The 15881-nt window shown below is 55.1% G+C and carries 14 protein-coding genes; 1 reads left to right on the top strand and 13 read right to left on the bottom strand.

Features of this window, described 5'->3' with window-relative positions; translation table 11 throughout:
- Positions 1-199: 199 nt before the first annotated feature.
- The 12 genes from PFRI_RS19420 to PFRI_RS19360 all read right to left on the bottom strand — a co-directional run bounded on the left by PFRI_RS19420 (position 200) and on the right by PFRI_RS19360 (position 14525).
- The gene (locus tag PFRI_RS19420; protein WP_072632358.1) at positions 200-571 is read right to left on the bottom strand and encodes a VOC family protein; all 372 of its coding nucleotides are present in this window, start codon (positions 569-571) and stop codon (positions 200-202) included.
- A gap of 16 nt (positions 572-587) precedes the next feature.
- Positions 588-1361, bottom strand: a complete 774-nt coding sequence (locus PFRI_RS19415; protein WP_072632357.1) for an SDR family oxidoreductase — start codon at positions 1359-1361, stop codon at positions 588-590.
- Positions 1362-1364: 3 nt separating this feature from the next.
- Positions 1365-2135, bottom strand: coding sequence for an SDR family NAD(P)-dependent oxidoreductase (locus tag PFRI_RS19410; protein ID WP_072632356.1), 771 nt, complete (start codon positions 2133-2135; stop codon positions 1365-1367).
- Positions 2132-3448, bottom strand: a complete 1317-nt coding sequence (locus tag PFRI_RS19405; protein ID WP_245812490.1) for an acyl-CoA dehydrogenase family protein — start codon at positions 3446-3448, stop codon at positions 2132-2134. The genes PFRI_RS19410 and PFRI_RS19405 overlap by 4 nt, the downstream gene beginning before the upstream one ends.
- Before the next feature lie 12 nt (positions 3449-3460).
- Positions 3461-4240, bottom strand: a complete 780-nt coding sequence (locus PFRI_RS19400) for an enoyl-CoA hydratase-related protein (RefSeq protein ID WP_072632355.1) — start codon at positions 4238-4240, stop codon at positions 3461-3463.
- Complete coding sequence (locus PFRI_RS19395; RefSeq protein ID WP_072632354.1) at positions 4237-5529, bottom strand: 3-hydroxyacyl-CoA dehydrogenase; 1293 nt, start codon at positions 5527-5529, stop codon at positions 4237-4239. Before PFRI_RS19395 ends, PFRI_RS19400 begins: the two co-directional genes overlap by 4 nt.
- Positions 5526-7232, bottom strand: coding sequence for a class I adenylate-forming enzyme family protein (locus PFRI_RS19390; RefSeq protein ID WP_072632353.1), 1707 nt, complete (start codon positions 7230-7232; stop codon positions 5526-5528). The genes PFRI_RS19395 and PFRI_RS19390 overlap by 4 nt, the downstream gene beginning before the upstream one ends.
- Positions 7233-8325: 1093 nt before the next feature.
- Positions 8326-9807, bottom strand: coding sequence for a sulfatase family protein (locus PFRI_RS19380; RefSeq protein ID WP_072632351.1), 1482 nt, complete (start codon positions 9805-9807; stop codon positions 8326-8328).
- 12 nt (positions 9808-9819) lie between these two features.
- A complete protein-coding gene (locus tag PFRI_RS19375; protein WP_072632350.1) occupies positions 9820-10851 on the bottom strand; it encodes an NADPH-dependent curcumin/dihydrocurcumin reductase in 1032 nt (343 codons plus the stop codon).
- Positions 10852-10938: 87 nt separating this feature from the next.
- The gene (locus PFRI_RS19370) at positions 10939-12594 is read right to left on the bottom strand and encodes an FAD-binding dehydrogenase (protein WP_072632349.1); all 1656 of its coding nucleotides are present in this window, start codon (positions 12592-12594) and stop codon (positions 10939-10941) included.
- Positions 12595-12636: 42 nt separating this feature from the next.
- Positions 12637-13323 carry a glutathione S-transferase family protein gene (locus tag PFRI_RS19365; protein WP_072632348.1) on the bottom strand — a complete coding sequence of 229 codons (687 nt, stop codon included), beginning with the start codon at positions 13321-13323 and terminating at the stop codon, positions 12637-12639.
- Positions 13320-14525, bottom strand: coding sequence for a CaiB/BaiF CoA transferase family protein (locus tag PFRI_RS19360; protein ID WP_072632347.1), 1206 nt, complete (start codon positions 14523-14525; stop codon positions 13320-13322). The genes PFRI_RS19365 and PFRI_RS19360 overlap by 4 nt, the downstream gene beginning before the upstream one ends.
- A gap of 155 nt (positions 14526-14680) precedes the next feature.
- Between PFRI_RS19360 and PFRI_RS19355 the strand changes: the two genes are divergently transcribed.
- A complete protein-coding gene (locus PFRI_RS19355; RefSeq protein WP_072632346.1) occupies positions 14681-15358 on the top strand; it encodes a nitroreductase in 678 nt (225 codons plus the stop codon).
- Between the two features lie 52 nt (positions 15359-15410).
- Here PFRI_RS19355 and repC read toward each other — a convergent pair.
- A partial coding sequence (repC, locus tag PFRI_RS19350; RefSeq protein ID WP_245812488.1) for a replication initiation protein RepC occupies positions 15411-15881 on the bottom strand: 471 nt, incomplete at its 5' end.

Here is a 15881-nt window from a genome sequence, read left to right as displayed (position 1 = left end):
AGAAGCCCCAATCGTCAAACAGGTTCGCTAGATCTCAAAATGCACTCGGCCAAAGGCAGCCCAGAACACCCGCAACAAGCGCCATTGCCGCGGCAGCGGCTTCGTCCTTGTACCGCACACCCGACCTTCGACACTTCGTGCTCGACAGTCATTTCAACAGGTCAAAACCTGAGAATCGCGATAATCTAACTCTCAACCCCTACCCAAACACAAAGAAGCATATCTTGTTGCCATCCAAGTCCCGCGCATAGGCGCCATAAAAGCGGTCAGGAATACGTTGACCGGGAGGGCCATCGCAGGTTGCGCCGAGTGAAATCGCTTTGTGATACATCGTGTCGGCTTCTTCTTTATCCGCAACCGTAAACGCGATCATGCCACCATTTCCGGGCGCAGGGTCAGCTTTGTCGTAGGGCTTGCAGACGGCCAACATAGGCTCCCCGCGCTTGGTGCCGATGAACGCGATACGCCCCATGTCCGTCACCAGTTTCGCACCTTTGTCTGCAAACAAATCCATGTAAAACGCTTTCGCGCGCTCCATGTCGGAGACGCCAATAGTTGTGTAGCCGATCATCGTCAGGCCCTTTCGCTTAAAGTTTCTTACCACCGTAAATACGGTTCAGTTTGCGCATGCCACCGATCCAACGATCATAGTTCTCGGCCTTGTTCTTGATGTATTCGCGCACGTCCTCATGGGGCAATATCAGGAAGCTTTCCGCACGGATCGCATCGACGCAAATCTGCGCAACAGGCTCGGGTTCCATCATACCGTTGATCGCAGCGACGTGGTCTTCATGCCCACGCGTCATTTCCGTGCGCACCGCTTGAGGGCACAGAACCGAAACCTTGATCCCTGCGTCTCCGTGCGTCATCGCAAGCCATTCAGCGAGACCAACAGCCGCGTGTTTCGTGACCCCATAAGGGGCAGAACCGATCTGGTTCAAAAGCCCCGCAGCGGAAGATGTGCTCACAAGATAACCACCCCCCCGCGCAGCCATGAGCGGCACGAGTTTGCGCGACGCCCAAACATGGGCCATCACGTTGATATCCCAGATGCGCTGCCAATCATCGTTAGGGGTTTCCATGCCACCACCAACACCGATCCCAGCGTTGGAGAAGAACAGATCAATAGGACCCATGTCTTGCTCTACCGCGTCGATCATTTGCACGATCTGCGCCTCATTCGAAACGTCCACAGTAAACGCATGACCACCGATTTCATTCGCTGTCGCAGTGGCACCGTCACCGTTCACATCGACGCAAATCACATGGCGCGCACCCTCGTTCGCAAAGGCATGACAAAGCGACCTGCCAATACCGCTTGCCGCACCTGTGACGACACAAATCTTGTCTTTAAGCTCCATGATTTACGCCCACATGCTCGACCCGCCACAGACGGTCAGCGCCTGTCCGGTCATATATTTGCTCGCGTCAGAGCCAAGGAATACAGCAAGGCCAGCGAAGTCATCAGGCTCGCCCAAGCGACGCAGAGGGATGGACTTGGAGTACTTCTCTTCTACACCAGGTTTGTCCCAAAGTTCACGCGCAAAATCGGTTTTCACCAGACCCGGGCAGATCGCGTTGAAACGAATGCCTTGGGGGCCGAACTCCGCCGCGAGGTTTCTAACAAGGCCAATAAGTGCCAGCTTGGACATGCCATAGGTGCCAAGCGTGTCGGACGCCTTAAACGCACCAATCGAGGAGGTGAACATCATCGAGCCTGCGCCCTTGGCGGCCATATCCGGCGCGACCATTTTGGCGAGCCAAAGGTTGGACTGCACATTGGCGTTCATTGTGCGCTCGTATTGTTCATCCGAGATGCCAGCGATTGGGCCATAGTAGGGGTTCACACCCGCATTGCCTACGACGATATCGATGGGGCCAGCGATCTCATGGGTCTTGTCCACAAGCGCTTGCAACTGCTCTTTATGAACAATGTTGCCCGCCACGCCGTGGGCGCGCTCAGCGCCCACCGCTTCGTTAATCGCAGCCGCAGCCGCGTCGAGTTCATCCTGCGAGCGGGATGAAATCACCACAGTCGCGCCATGCTCAGCCAGCCCTTTGGCCATCTCATAACCCATGCCCTTAGAGGCGCCTGTGAGCAGCGCGACTTTTCCAGTCAGATCAAACATGCTCATCCCATGAATCCGCCTGAACCACGTGCTTGGGTGTCGCCAGCAATCGCATCTTGGCGCGAATTGCTGTCCTTGTAGGTCTGCACTTCGTTGCGCGCGATCACGTGGTGATGCACCTCATCAGGACCATCCGCATAGCGAAGCGTACGTTGTTGCGCGTACATGCCAGAGAGCGGCGACCATTGGCTAATGCCTGTTGCACCGTGCACTTGCATCGCTTGGTCGATGATATCGCAAACCTGCTCAGGCACTTTGGCCTTGATCATCGACACCCAGATGCGCGCCTCTTTGTTACCCAGAACATCCATCGCTTTGGCCGCTTTCAGAACCAGCAAACGCATCGATTCAATCTCGATCTTCGCGCGCGAAATCGTCTCCATGTTCTTGCCCAGATCAACGATCTTTTTGCCAAACGCGACACGGTTCAAACCGCGATCGATCATCAGATCCAGCGCCTTTTCCGCCTGCCCGATAGAACGCATGCAGTGGTGAATACGACCCGGTCCAAGACGCACTTGAGAAATTTCAAAACCCTTGCCTTCGCCCCAAAGAATGCTGTCTTCAGGCACGCGCACATTGGTGAATCGAATGTGCATATGGCCGTGCGGTGCATCGTCATGACCAAACACATGCATGGGTCCAAGGATTTCAACACCGGGGTGATCCATCGGCACAAGGATCTGGGATTGTTGGCGGAAAGGTTCGGCATCAGGCGAAGTTTTGACCATCACGATCATCACCTTACAGCGCGGATCACCCGCGCCAGAGATGTAGTATTTTTCGCCGTTCAGCACCCATTCGCCGTTTTCCAGCACAGCCATCATACCGATATTCTTCGCATCCGACGAAGCGCGATCAGGTTCGGTCATCGCAAACGCAGAACGGATTTCACCCGCGAGCAAAGGCTTGAGCCATTTGTCTTTTTGCTTTTGCGTACCGATACGTTCCAGCACTTCCATGTTGCCTGTGTCAGGCGCGGAACAATTCAACGTCTCGGACGCGAGCGGGTTTTTCCCAAGCTCTGCGGCGATGTAGGCGTAGTCCAAGTTAGACAGCCCTTCGCCCGTCTCCGCATTGGGCAGGAAGAAGTTCCAAAGGCCCGCATCACGCGCCTTTTGCTTGGCGGCTTCCATCAATTCCATCTGACGCGGCGTGTGAGACCAGCGGTTCTCGCGGCCTTCGCCAGCTTTGAAATATTCCTCGGTCATCGGGTCTACATTCTCGCGAATGTGCTTCACCACAGCGTTCAAAAGCGGCTTGGCCTTGTCGGACATTTCAAGGTTGTTCAGGCTCGTTGGATCTTTGCTATCGGACATCTCAGGCGTCTCCTATTTGTTGACCCATTTGGGCGCACGTTTCTCGACGAAGGCGTTAACACCTTCTTTAAAATCTTCTGTTTTGGCCAGATCAGCGAGCACTTCGCGTGAATAGGCGATGCTCTCGACCATGCCATCGCGCTTGGCGAGGTCGTTCAGAACCCGCTTCGTCGCTTTGATCGCAGAGGGCGAACCGGTGCAAAGTTGCTCTGCCTTTTCCATCGCTTTCGCCATAAGCTGATCATGCGGATGCACCTCGTTGACGCAACCCATATCTAGCGCTTCGGCAGCGGAAATCGTGCGCCCTGTAAGCATCATTTCTTGCGCGGCAAGGCGACCAATGTAACGTGATAAGCGCGGCACACCGGAGGCAGCAGCGAAGAAGCCAACCTTGACTTCAGGCAGCGCGAATTTGGCCTGCTCGGACGCGATGATAATGTCACACGACAGAGCCGTCTCAAACCCACCGCCCATCGCAAAGCCGTTCACGGCCGCAATGATCGGTTTCTCAAGATCAAAGCGGGACGACAATCCGGCGAAACCTGTCTCTGTCATCTTGGCTTTGCTGCCACCCTGCGCTGTCGCCTTCAGGTCGTTGCCAGCGGTAAATGCCTTGTCACCCGCACCCGTCAAAACAGCAACCCAAAGGTCCTGATTGGCGGCGAAGTTATCCCAACAATCGGCCATTTCATTGTGCATTTCAACATGCACCGCGTTGTACACTTCGGGGCGGTTCATAGTGACCAAAAGGATATTGCCCCGCACCTCAGTCTTGATGAATTCGTAGCTCATACCTTCAATCCTCCTGTATCAATCTCTGTGAACTTGCCACCGTCCGCCGCGAGTTTGCGCAGCGTCTCGGCAGGCGCAAACGCTGCATCTTCAGCGCCGAGTTTTTCCATCCGCGCCAGCACTGCTTTCGCACCAACCATATCACCAAAGAACATCGGTCCACCCTTGTCCGCGGGCCAGCCATAACCATTCAGCCAGACCACATCCACGTCAGAGGGTCGCTGCGCTTTGTTCTCTTCCAAGATCTTCACCGCCTCGTTGATCATCGGGAAAATGCAATTCTCGATGATCTCGTCCTGACCCATCGTCGAGGGCTCAGCGCCTGTAATGTCGCGGATGATCTTAGCGGTGACGTCAGACGGAATAGGGCGGCGGTTCTCATCGTAGTCATAAAAGCCAGCCTTGGTTTTCTGCCCACGCCGGTCCAGCTCACACAGAGCATCGCGAATGGGGTTAAGCGTTTTGGCGCCTTTGGACCAACCGATATCCAAACCCGCGAGATCGCTCATCTGGAACGGTCCCATCTTGAAGCCGAAGGCGTTCAGCGCAGCATCCACATCCCAAGGCATCACGCCTTGGTACACCAGCTTGTTCGCCTGCGCTTGACGCGCGAATAAAATTCGGTTGCCGACGAAACCGGGGCACACACCCACCAGCGTCGCAATCTTGTTGATATCTTTCGCCAGCGCCATGCAGGTCGCCACAACATCATCAGCCGTATGTTTCGCACGCACGATTTCGAGCAGTTTCATCACGTTTGCAGGCGAAAAGAAGTGCAGCCCGATGACATCCTCTGGCCGCTTCGTCATTCCTGCGATTTCGTTGATATCAAGCGCAGAGGTGTTCGTGGCCAAGATCGCGCCGGTCTTCATCACGCTATCAAGCTCTGTGAAAATCTGGCGCTTGAGGTCCATGTTCTCGAACACCGCTTCGATCACCAGATCGCAATCCGCCAGATCAGCGAGCGACAGTCGTCCGTCAAAGCGATCCATGCGCGCTTCGACCTCGTCTTGTGGGAAACGGCCCTTGTCGGACGAGCGCTGATAGTTCCCCCTCACAACCTTGAGACCGCGATCCAGTGCGTCTTGCGTGGTTTCAACGATGGTGACAGGAATACCAGCGGTCGCGAAGTTCATCGCGATGCCACCACCCATCGTGCCAGCACCGATGATACCGACGCTTTTAATTTCGCGCTTGGGCGTGCCAGCAGGGAGACCTGGCACCTCCCAAGCGGCCGCGCCGGAACTGGCGAGGTATTCGCTGATTTCTACGTCTGTAGGCGTATTCATACTTTGGCCTCTTCATTCTCAAGACAGCTTGCGCAAATCGCGCGTCGGTCAATTTTGTCAGTCGCACCACGGATCAGCGCACCATGCTGGATCCACAAATGCGCGGGAATTTTGAACTTGGCGATATGCGCTTCCAAAAAACGCGCCATCTCATCACGCGAAATCAAAGCACCCTCTTTCAATTGCACAGCCGCGCCAACCGCTTCACCAAGACGCGCATCTGGCACGGAAAACGCTGCTGCCTCAAGCACGTCAGGATGACGATGCAGCGCCCCTTCCACATCAAGGCAGGCGATGTTTTCGCCGCCGCGAATGATGATATTTTTCTTGCGATCCAAAATAGTGACATAGCCATCTGCATCGAGCACACCCAAGTCACCCGTGCGCAGCCAACCGTCCTGCAATGTCTCTGCTGTCGCGTCCGGCTTGTTGAGATAACAGCGCATGTTGGCAGGGCTTTTGACGGTGATCTCACCCAACTCGCCGAGCGCAACATCGTTCCCGTTGTCATCGAGCATGCGCAATTCCTGCACAGGCGGATGCAGCTTGCCCGCACTTTCTGGGCGCGCAACGTAGTCGTCACCAATCATGCCAATACCCAGCGCGTTGGTCTCCGTCATGCCCCAGCCCGTTGCGACACCTGCGTTCGGGAAAGTCTCGGCCAATTGCGCCACCTGCGCGCCCGGCCGTTTGGCACCGCCTGCGCCCAGATAATCCATCGCGGGCAAAGTCTCGCCCATCGCGCGCGCGGCTTGCATCAGTTCTGCTGATTGCGTCGGCACACCTAGGAAACGCGTGATCGTGTTGTCGCGCATCAGCCGCACCGCTTCGGCCGCATCCCATTTACGCATCAGGGTGATCTTGGCCCCCGCAGGCAGGCTAAGCAGGAACAATGGATGCGTTGCCGTAACATGAAACAGCGGTGTGACCACCAGCGCAGAGGGGCGCAAAGCCGCAGGTGCATCAGGCTCAGGCGGATCAATCAACGGCGCAATCACCGACTGCATCAACCAACTAAACACTGCGTTCACGGCGCCGCGATGGGTCTGCACCACGCCCTTGGGACTGCCGGTCGTGCCAGAGGAATACATGATCGCGAAATCATCATCCGTGTCGATCGTGACCTCAGGTGCCGTTCCTGCCTTAGCACCCTCAATCAGCGCATCGATATCAAATGCGCCGTGCCCCTTGGCATCGCGCACAGAGACCAGCGTCAGCCCAAGCGCTTCTTTCAATGGCTGCAAGCGCTCCATCCGAGGACCATCTGCAAAGACCACCTTCGCTTCGCTATCGCGCAGGGCGTAGTCCAACTCTTCAGGCGTCCACCACGCATTCAGGAAAACGACGATGCCGCCGATGGATGAAATCGCCAGCACAGACATCAACAAGTCAGGGTAGTTGCGCATCGCAACCGCGACGCGGTCGCCTTGCCCCAAACCCAGTTCATCGCGCATCGCATGGGCCAGTTTGTTCACACCGCTCGTGAATTCCGCGTAGGTCTGGCTCTCGTCTTCATAGGCCAGATATTCCAGCTGACCATCACCATGCTGCGCCCAACCTGCGGCCAGCAATCCGGGCACATTGGGTGGAATATTCTTGAACGCCTTAAACGTCACACCGCGCACATCGACCTCGTGCAACGCGAACGTCGGGTTCGTGGTTACGACATGGCGCACCGCCTCTTCAGGGGTCATCGCCGTCATTGTAGCATCTGGAATATGGACATTTTCCCCTCCCAAAGAAAACGAGCAACTTAAACCAGACTAGGCAGTAAATTTGCCCCTGCCAATCCCGCAGAACGGAACGTCATTCCGCTAATTTGTGCTTGGAACGGGTTCTTGAAGAAAGACAAGTTGCAATATGCGCGCTCTATTGCGCGGCAGCACATGGATGGCAGCGCAGCCAATCCAAGCAGCTTAGAAAGCAATTATTGCCTGTGCCTGATCAAACCCATAAGGGCATACTTGTAATTTTTTTACTGGGGTAAATGTTTTAACGTTTATATCTATCGCTTTGAGCGTCGCTGCCGCGTTGCCATTCTCACTTTCAGCTCAAAGTTCAGAGATTGAATGCGGCACATCTTACACCGTTTCGCCCGGTGACACACTTAGCAAAATCAGTATCAAAGCGTACGGCGTCAGCGCGTTTCAGGTTCTGTAAGAAGCGAACATGGAATCGCTTGGGAAAAACCCCAACTTACTTTTCGTTGGACAGAAAATTCTCGTGCCGTGCCGAAATGCGACGCCAGTCGTCGAAGTCGCAGAACCTGCGAACGAACCCGTTGCCAGCCAGCCCTACACCGATCAAAGCGCGCAGTTTGATCTGGTCACTTCTGGTCAGGTCGATGCGACCTATGTCTACAACGGCTATCTCGCTGACTCACATCCGTTGCTGCAATTGCCAATGATCCCGCTCATGGGTGGTTCTGCTGAACAAACGGCTGTGTCCTTGTGGAACTTGCACGAAAAGTATCTCTCCACGTCCAATTATTTTAACGAGGCGCAGCTCTTGGGCTTCATATCCGCCCCTGACGCACACATCTGGCGCGATCTCGATACGCCTGTAATGGCCGGCGAGGATATTCTACAAAAGAACGCCTACCCTGTCCCATACTTCGATGGTCTGGACACCATTGGACCCAGGCAGGTTCAAGCCCAGAACAAAGAAAAATACGCAAGCGGCTTTGACGCGGATGGTAATGCGCTGGCCTTTTTGATGGCGCATGGCGCTGCGCGCGGTGGCGCGCGCCCTAAAAAGGGTGCGCCGGTTCCCAATCGATTGCAGCACGGAAACGCTTCATTTGGCATCGTAACTATAGACGGGCTGCCAACTGTCGCCCCACGCTTTGCGCCACAGCTTTTTGCGTTCACTGTGCTGGATCGGCACGCCACCTTTCCACAGATCAGCATGGTCTTGCCCGTACTCTTCAAAGTACGCGGTAAGTTGCCCGTCAAGCGCTGCTTTGATGTCAGCAAACGCAGGATCACCCGCTAGGTTCAGCGTCTCGCTCACGTCATTCTCTACATCAAACAACTCGTCTTGAAAACCAGTGGTGCCAGTGTCGAACCGCTTGAAATACGCCCACTTCGGTGTGCGGATGACACGGGTTTCCTCTTGCTCCGAAAAGACAGCGTCAGCCCCCCAATCACTCAGATCACCGCCCGTCAAAATCGGCAGCAAAGACCGGCTCGGTACGCCTGCCTCCTGTTGCGCCGCGCCCGTATGATCGAGGATCGTGGCAAAAACATCCATGCCCGACACCATCAGTTTTGAGCGCAGCCCCTGAACCGTCACTCCGTTTTGATGCATGATCATCGGAATGTTATGCGCCGCGCGGTGTAAGTTCGACGGCAGCGTGGCGGCACCATGCCCCCAGAACCCATGCTCACCCGTGGACAAACCATGATCAGTCGTAAAGACCAGCAATGTGTCGTCGGCAATGCCAAGACGATCCAGCGTGGCGATGATCTTGCCGACGCCATCATCGACCATGGAAATCTGACTGTAAAAGTTGCGCAACGTCCCCAAATCATTGGGCGCACGCATAAGCATCGAGAAATCCAGATGTGCAGAGCTTTCACTGCTGCGCAGCATAAACCCATCGACTGCGGCTTTGCTCAATCCCCTGCGCGGGATCGAATGCATCGGGCAATCAGCGTAGCGCGCTGTATGGCGGTTCTCGTCCGTCTCTTTCGTGGCAGGCCAGTGACCATAGGGCGCGGGGTAGGGAAGGTAGAGGAAAAAGGGCGTGTCGGCAGCAGTCTGCTCTTCGATAAACGCGACGCCTTTGTCGGTGAAGAAATCCACCGAATGGCCCGGTTGATCGTAAACTTCACCATTGTCGAAAATCTTGTTGCGATAAAAACTGCGCACATGGCCGTCTTCAAGCGTGACCCAATTGTCAAACCCCTCAGCAGGCGACGTGGGCTGGCCCAGATGATACTTGCCAACCAGCGCTGTCGCGTACCCCTTTGACTTGAGCGCCTTTGGCAGCGTGTTGAGCCCGTCCAGCGCATGCCAATCAGCAGGCCACTCGTTGCTTTTGCGGTCATCAATCCACGAATGCACACCGTGCTGTGAGGGCAGTTTGCCCGTCAGCACAGAGGCGCGACAGGGCGAACAAAACCCGTTCGGGCAAAACGCATTATCAAAGGTCACACCCTTGCGCGACAAGGCGTCCAAATGCGGCGTGTGGATTTCGCTGTTGCCATAACACCCCAACGTCGCGGCCTGTTGGTTGTCCGTAAAGATCAAAATGATGTTGGGTTGCTTTGGCATCAGCTCTTCCTTTTAGGCACTCAGTTTGATCACCCGTTTGCCAAATCCGTCACCGCGCAAAAGACCGATAAACGCGGCTGGCGCCTTTTCCATCCCCTCGATCATCTCTTCGCGATACTTGATCTGGCCCGACGCCACCCAAGCACCCATTTGCTTGGCAAACTCAGGGTAGAGATGACCAAAATCATCAAACACAATAAAGCCGCGCATGGTCATTCGCTTGCGCAACATCATGCCCATCAGCAGGCTCATACGATCCGGCCCATCCGGCAGAGAGGTGGCGTTGTATTGCGAAATCAACCCACACACTGGGATACGCGCGGAGGGGTTCAAAAGCGGCATCACCGCATCAAACACAGCGCCACCGACGTTCTCGAAGTAGATGTCGATGCCCTTGGGGACCGCCGTTTTCAACGCCTGACGAAACCCGTCCGCCTTATAATCAATGCACTCATCAAACCCGAGCACATCTACCACATGCGCACATTTCTCAGCGCCACCCGCGACGCCCACAACCCGCAAACCCAGGATCTTGGCGATCTGTCCAACAGTTGCGCCAACAGGCCCGCTTGCACCAGCGACAACCAGCGTTTCACCCTCTTTGGGTTGACCAATCTGTGTCAAACCCGCCCAAGCCGTCAGACCCGGCATCCCGAGAACACCCAGCGCCCAAGACGGGTTCTTTGGGTCTTTGCCCATGTTGATCACCATTGTGCCATCAGACACGCTGTAATCCTGCCACCCGCCGAACGCGACGACCCAATCGCCCGCCTCAAAACCCTTCACATCGGATGTCATGACTTCAGCGACAGTGCCGCCGACCATCGTGCCACCAATCTCAACAGGCGCCGCGTAGGAGGGCGCATCACTCATGCGGCCGCGCATATACGGGTCCAGCGACAGATACTCGTTGCGCAACAACATTTGCCCCGCACCAGCCACCGGCATATCCCCGCTCTCAAGACGCAAGGTCTGCTCTGTAGGTTCACCCACAGGGCGCTCGGCAAGAACAAATTTACGATTGGCGCTATTGGTTTGTGTCATGTCTTAAATCCCCTTGGGTTTCATGTTGCCCCAAGGGTTAGCCATTTCAGACCATGCAACAAGACGGATTGCCACTTACGCTACGTCCTAGCCAATCGCGTCGCTACGCCCAGCTGCACGCCCCGAGAAGATGCATCCGCCAAGGAACGTCCCCTCCAGCGCGTTGTAGCCGTGATAGCCACCACCGCCAAAACCCGCCACTTCTCCTGCGGCAAACAAGCCCTCGATTGCAGTGCCATCCGCACCCACCATCTGACTGTCGAGATTGGTCTGTAAACCACCCAACGTCTTTCGGGTGATCAGGTTCAGTCGCACCGCGATCAACGGGCCATTGTCCAGATCAAGAAACTTATGTGGTGCGGCGGTACGTACTAATTTGTCGCCGCGATATTGCCGCGCAGAACGGATCGCATTCACCTGTAGATCCTTGCTAAATTCATTGTCGATCTGCGCATCTCTCGCCGCGATTTGCGCGCGCAAGTGCGGCGCGTCAATCAGGTATTCACCCGTCGCCTTGTTCATTCCGGCAACCAGCTCTTCGAGCGTATCCGCGACGACAAAATCCTCGCCATGCTCTTTGAACGCTTCCACCGGACCCGTTGCTTTGCTCCCCGAGAAAACCCGCTGCTTTAGGACTTCGATCCACTTGCCCGAGGTGAAATCAGGGTTCTGCTCAGAGCCTGAAAGCGCGAATTCCTTCTTGATCACCTTCTGCGTCAGCACGAACCAACTGTAATCATACCCCGTATCGAGGATCGCCTTGAACGTGCCAGTCGTGTCAAAACCGGGCAGGGCAGGTGCCCGAAAGCGTTGGCCCTTTGCATCAAACCACATCGACGATGGACCGGGCAAAACGCGGATGCCGTGACGTGGCCAAATCGGATCCCAGTTCTTGATCCCTTCGGTGTAAAACCACAGCCGATCACGGTTAATCACATGCCCGCCCGCGGCCTCTGAAATATCCAACATGCGCCCGTCCACATGCTTTGGCACACCCGATAGCATGTTCTGCGGCATCGCTCCGAGACGCTCAGTCGGCCAGACCTTTTCGATCATCTCAAAGTTCCCGCCAATCCCGCCAGAGGCCACAACAACCGACGACGCCTCATAGGCAAAATCACCGATAACGTCGCGCGTGGTTTCGGCACCCTGCATCGCACTATCCGCCGCCAAGATACGCCCCGCGACACCCTTAGCCGCGCCATTCTGCATCTCGATATGATCAACTTGATGGCGGTACATGAACGTGATGCGCCCAGCTTCTTCATGCGCTTTGCAACGACGGATAAAATGCTCCAAAACGCCAGGCCCAGTGCCCCAAGTGATATGGAAACGCGGCACAGAATTGCCATGCCCGTCGGCGTATCCATCGCCGCGCTCGGCCCAGCCGACAACAGGGAACCAACGCAAACCCATTTCGTGTAACCAAGGCCGCATCTCGCCCGCTGCAAAGTCGAGATATTTGTCAGCCCATTGCCGTGGATACGCGTCCTCAGCACGATCAAATTTCGCCGATCCCATCCAGTCATTCAACGCCAGCGCATGACTATCCTTGATCCCCATGCGCCGTTGTTCGGGCGTATCAACCATAAACAAACCACCGAGCGACCAAAACGCTTGCCCGCCAAGGTTTTGCGGTCCTTCTTGATCAACAATCAAAACAGATTTCCCACGATCGCCAAGCTCGGCCGCTGCGGCAAGCCCCGCCAAACCTGCACCTACAACGATAACATCTGCCTTCATGAGTTCATTCCTTTAAACAACATAATTCCTATTATGTGTTGTTCATTTATCCAACAGATGCGCAGCTGACTGATTGTAGAGCACTTTGTTGTTCTGCGCATTCTGCTCCCCCCGGTTTTGTTTCGCTTTGTGCAAATTGATCGCGCGCATCACTGCTGGCCGCTCTTTGATCCGCTGGCGCCATGCTTTCGCATTCGGGAAATCCTCCAGCGAAGAGGTCAGCGGCTTGGCAATAAACACCCAAGGGAACGCCAACATATCCGCAATCGAATATTCCCCAACAATCCAATCCTGCCCGTCCAAGCGCCGCTCCAACACCGCGAGGTTACGCTCGTATTCACCGCGGTACCGCTTGGCACTATAGTCTTGCCCCTCAGGCGCGTAATTCACAAAATGGCTGAGCTGACCGCCCATTGGCCCTTGGTTGCCAACCTGCCAAAACAGCCATTGCATCACCTCTAACTTCAACGCCGGATCGTCCGGCAAAAAGCGACCAGCCTTCTCGGCCAAATACCAAAGGATCGCACCCGATTCAAAAACCGACGTCCCCGTCTCTTGATCCACAATCACTGGCATCTTTGCATTCGGGCTAATCGCCAAAAACGCGGGCTTGAACTGATCCCCTTCCCCGAGCTTCATCAAATGCGTCGTGTACTCGACCCCCAACTCTTCGAGCAGGATCGCGACCTTCCAGCCGTTCGGCGTTGGCGCATAATAAAAATCAATCATTCTTTCGGCTCCTGAACATCCCTAGCGGCCCCACTTGCAATCAACTCTGCAATCTCATCCGCACTATAGCCAGCCTCTGCCAAAACTGCGCGTGTCTCTTGACCCAACTTCTGGGCAGGGCTTGGATCGAAATCACTATACCCGACAAACCGCGCAGGCGGGCGGGCTTGGCGCAAACGGCCTGACTGCGGATGATCCGTTTCAATCACGATTCCATTCGCTTCAACTTGCGGATGGCTGATCATTTCAGTCCGCGTTAAAATCCGCGCGCACGGCACATCGAATTCCGTCAAACGCTCCATCCAGAAGTCTGTGGTCTGGTCTTTCAACGCCTCTTGCGTCAGCTCTAGCCGCATATTCTTGTTAATGTCCCTTAGCGTCGCCGTTGCAAACCTTGGGTCGTCCAGCCATTGCTCACGATCCAGCGCACGCGCAAGGTTTTCCCAACTCTTATTCGTCATCGCAGCCACCGAAATATGCCCGTCCGATGTTGTGTAAATCAGATCAATCCAGCTTTGCGGTGCGTCCTGTTCTGGCTCATCACCAACAAACGTATGCGCCGACATATCAGACCCCCACAGGAAGCTGATGATCGTGTCCAGCATCGACAAGCTCACCGTCTGCCCCTGCCCCGTTCTCGCACGCGCAAGCAGCGCCGCTGTCACCGCTTGGCTTGCCTGCACTGCCGTCAGTTTGTCCGGTAGGATCGTGCGCACCAACTTGGGTTGACGATCATCCGCCCCACCCTGCACCGTCGTTAGCCCCGACAAAGCTTGGATCAGTGGATCAAACACAGGTTTGTTGGCCCAAGGTCCCTCAAACCCGAATCCCGCGATTGAGACGTAAATGATATCAGGACAGACCGCGCGCACAGCCGCTTCGCCCAACCCTATCCGCTCCGCAACACCAGGGCGAAAGTTCTGGATAAACACATCTGAACGCGCTGCGAGTTTCAGGCAGGCTTCTACGCCCGCCTTCTCTTTCAGGTTCAAAGCAACAGAGCGCTTGTTGCGGTTGTTGTTCAGGAACGACGAGGAAAACCCACCCTTGCGAACAGAAACCAAACGCGTGTGATCGCCCCCTTCTGGGTGCTCAACCTTTATCACCTCAGCCCCCTGATCGGCCAAGATCATCGTGCTCATCGGTCCAGAAATCATCGAGGTCAGATCAACAATCCGAAATCCGCTCAGTGGTCCGTCCATCGCATTCGTCTCCAGAAACTATCGCCTTTAGCCAAGCATGAGCCGTAACGAATGGCAACGACGACTGACTTAGCCGCAACGTCACAAAGATTAGCATTCGCTTTCCTGTACGCACTTGCGCTTAATCTTATCCAAATCATCTCGAAGAGGCCCACATGAACTTAGAACACGCCATCAACGACCGCCGCTCCATCCGTGGGTTTACCGATCAACCTGTCTCAAAAGAATTGCTCGAAGAGGTAATCGCCCTCGCCAATCGCGCGCCCTCTTCGATGAACACACAGCCTTGGCATTTACATGTGTTAACGGGTGAACCCCTCGAACGTGTCCGCAAAGGCAATACCGAAAACATGCTCGCTGGTGTGAAACCCACACGCGATATCGAGGATTATTCCGAGTACCAAGGTGAGCATCGCAAACGTCAGATTGAAATCGCGGTCCAGCTTTTCGAAGCCATGGGTATTGAGCGACACGATGCCGAACGCCGCCAAGATTGGGTGATGCGCGGCTTTCGTCAGTTTGACGCCCCCGTCTCTATCGTCGTGTGTTTTGACCGTTCACTGTTAGCGAATACGATCGCTCACTTTGATACAGGCGCGATGACTTACGGTCTGGTCCTCGCTGCATGGAGCAAAGGTTTGGGAAGTGTGATCAACGGTCAAGGCATCATGCAAAGCCCGGTCGTGCGCGAGGTAGCAGGCATTCCTGAAGATCAGGTTATTTTAACGTGCGTTGCGCTCGGCTGGCCTGACGAGGATTTCGTTGCTAACTCTGTCGTTTCGCGCCGTCGTCCGGTAAGTAACCTGACGCATTTTTTGGGTTTTGTGGAATAAGTTCACAACTGTGAACTATTCGGGGCTTTTGTCAGGGTTCACAGTTGTGAACTTACGCGACTTCCTTTCGAGCAAGTGCCATCACCATCGGACCGCTCGAAAACCGCCCTGCCCTCGCCTTCCTGCTGAGTGCTTTCAGATAGCCGTTCGGAATTTCAATTTCTGCGAAGCGATCTAACATACAAGCCACCACAATCGCAGCCTCGACCTGCCCCATTGCATCTACAGTCTCATCCCAAACTGACTTATGTAGACCCATCATCGGTCCCACTTTTTGAGCGGCCTCAACAAGCTGCGCCCAATGGGTCAAACTTGTATCCGTATAGTTCCAAATCTCTCGACAATGCGCTCTCACTATTTGGATTGGAACATTCGATTGGTCTTTTTCAATTTCATAGCACTTTGTTTTTCTGGCTAGGTGCTCAGCTGGCTTTTTTGCGGTTTCGTTTAATCGATATATATCTTTATTATACACAGAGTCCTCGAGCACCCGACTTTTGACGGGTTGACGTCTGACCGTAGA

Source organism: Planktotalea frisia (assembly GCF_001890925.1).
Lineage (GTDB): Bacteria > Pseudomonadota > Alphaproteobacteria > Rhodobacterales > Rhodobacteraceae > Planktotalea > Planktotalea frisia.
The sequence above is the reverse complement of the archived record's forward strand: the minus strand, read 5'-3'. Positions and strand labels throughout refer to the sequence as shown.

What these genes read in the sequence shown, in the direction of transcription:
- PFRI_RS19360 (WP_072632347.1), bottom strand. Translation starts at nt 14,525, where the DNA reads ATGGACGGACCACTGAGCGGATTTCGGATTGTTGATCTGACCTCGATG.
- PFRI_RS19415 (WP_072632357.1), bottom strand. Translation starts at nt 1,361, where the DNA reads ATGGAGCTTAAAGACAAGATTTGTGTCGTCACAGGTGCGGCAAGCGGT.
- PFRI_RS19420 (WP_072632358.1), bottom strand. Translation starts at nt 571, where the DNA reads ATGATCGGCTACACAACTATTGGCGTCTCCGACATGGAGCGCGCGAAA.
- PFRI_RS19355 (WP_072632346.1), top strand. Translation starts at nt 14,681, where the DNA reads ATGAACTTAGAACACGCCATCAACGACCGCCGCTCCATCCGTGGGTTT.
- PFRI_RS19395 (WP_072632354.1), bottom strand. Translation starts at nt 5,529, where the DNA reads ATGAATACGCCTACAGACGTAGAAATCAGCGAATACCTCGCCAGTTCC.
- PFRI_RS19365 (WP_072632348.1), bottom strand. Translation starts at nt 13,323, where the DNA reads ATGATTGATTTTTATTATGCGCCAACGCCGAACGGCTGGAAGGTCGCG.
- PFRI_RS19390 (WP_072632353.1), bottom strand. Translation starts at nt 7,232, where the DNA reads ATGACGGCGATGACCCCTGAAGAGGCGGTGCGCCATGTCGTAACCACG.
- PFRI_RS19380 (WP_072632351.1), bottom strand. Translation starts at nt 9,807, where the DNA reads ATGCCAAAGCAACCCAACATCATTTTGATCTTTACGGACAACCAACAG.
- PFRI_RS19400 (WP_072632355.1), bottom strand. Translation starts at nt 4,240, where the DNA reads ATGAGCTACGAATTCATCAAGACTGAGGTGCGGGGCAATATCCTTTTG.
- PFRI_RS19410 (WP_072632356.1), bottom strand. Translation starts at nt 2,135, where the DNA reads ATGAGCATGTTTGATCTGACTGGAAAAGTCGCGCTGCTCACAGGCGCC.
- PFRI_RS19370 (WP_072632349.1), bottom strand. Translation starts at nt 12,594, where the DNA reads ATGAAGGCAGATGTTATCGTTGTAGGTGCAGGTTTGGCGGGGCTTGCC.
- PFRI_RS19375 (WP_072632350.1), bottom strand. Translation starts at nt 10,851, where the DNA reads ATGACACAAACCAATAGCGCCAATCGTAAATTTGTTCTTGCCGAGCGC.
- PFRI_RS19405 (WP_245812490.1), bottom strand. Translation starts at nt 3,448, where the DNA reads ATGTCCGATAGCAAAGATCCAACGAGCCTGAACAACCTTGAAATGTCC.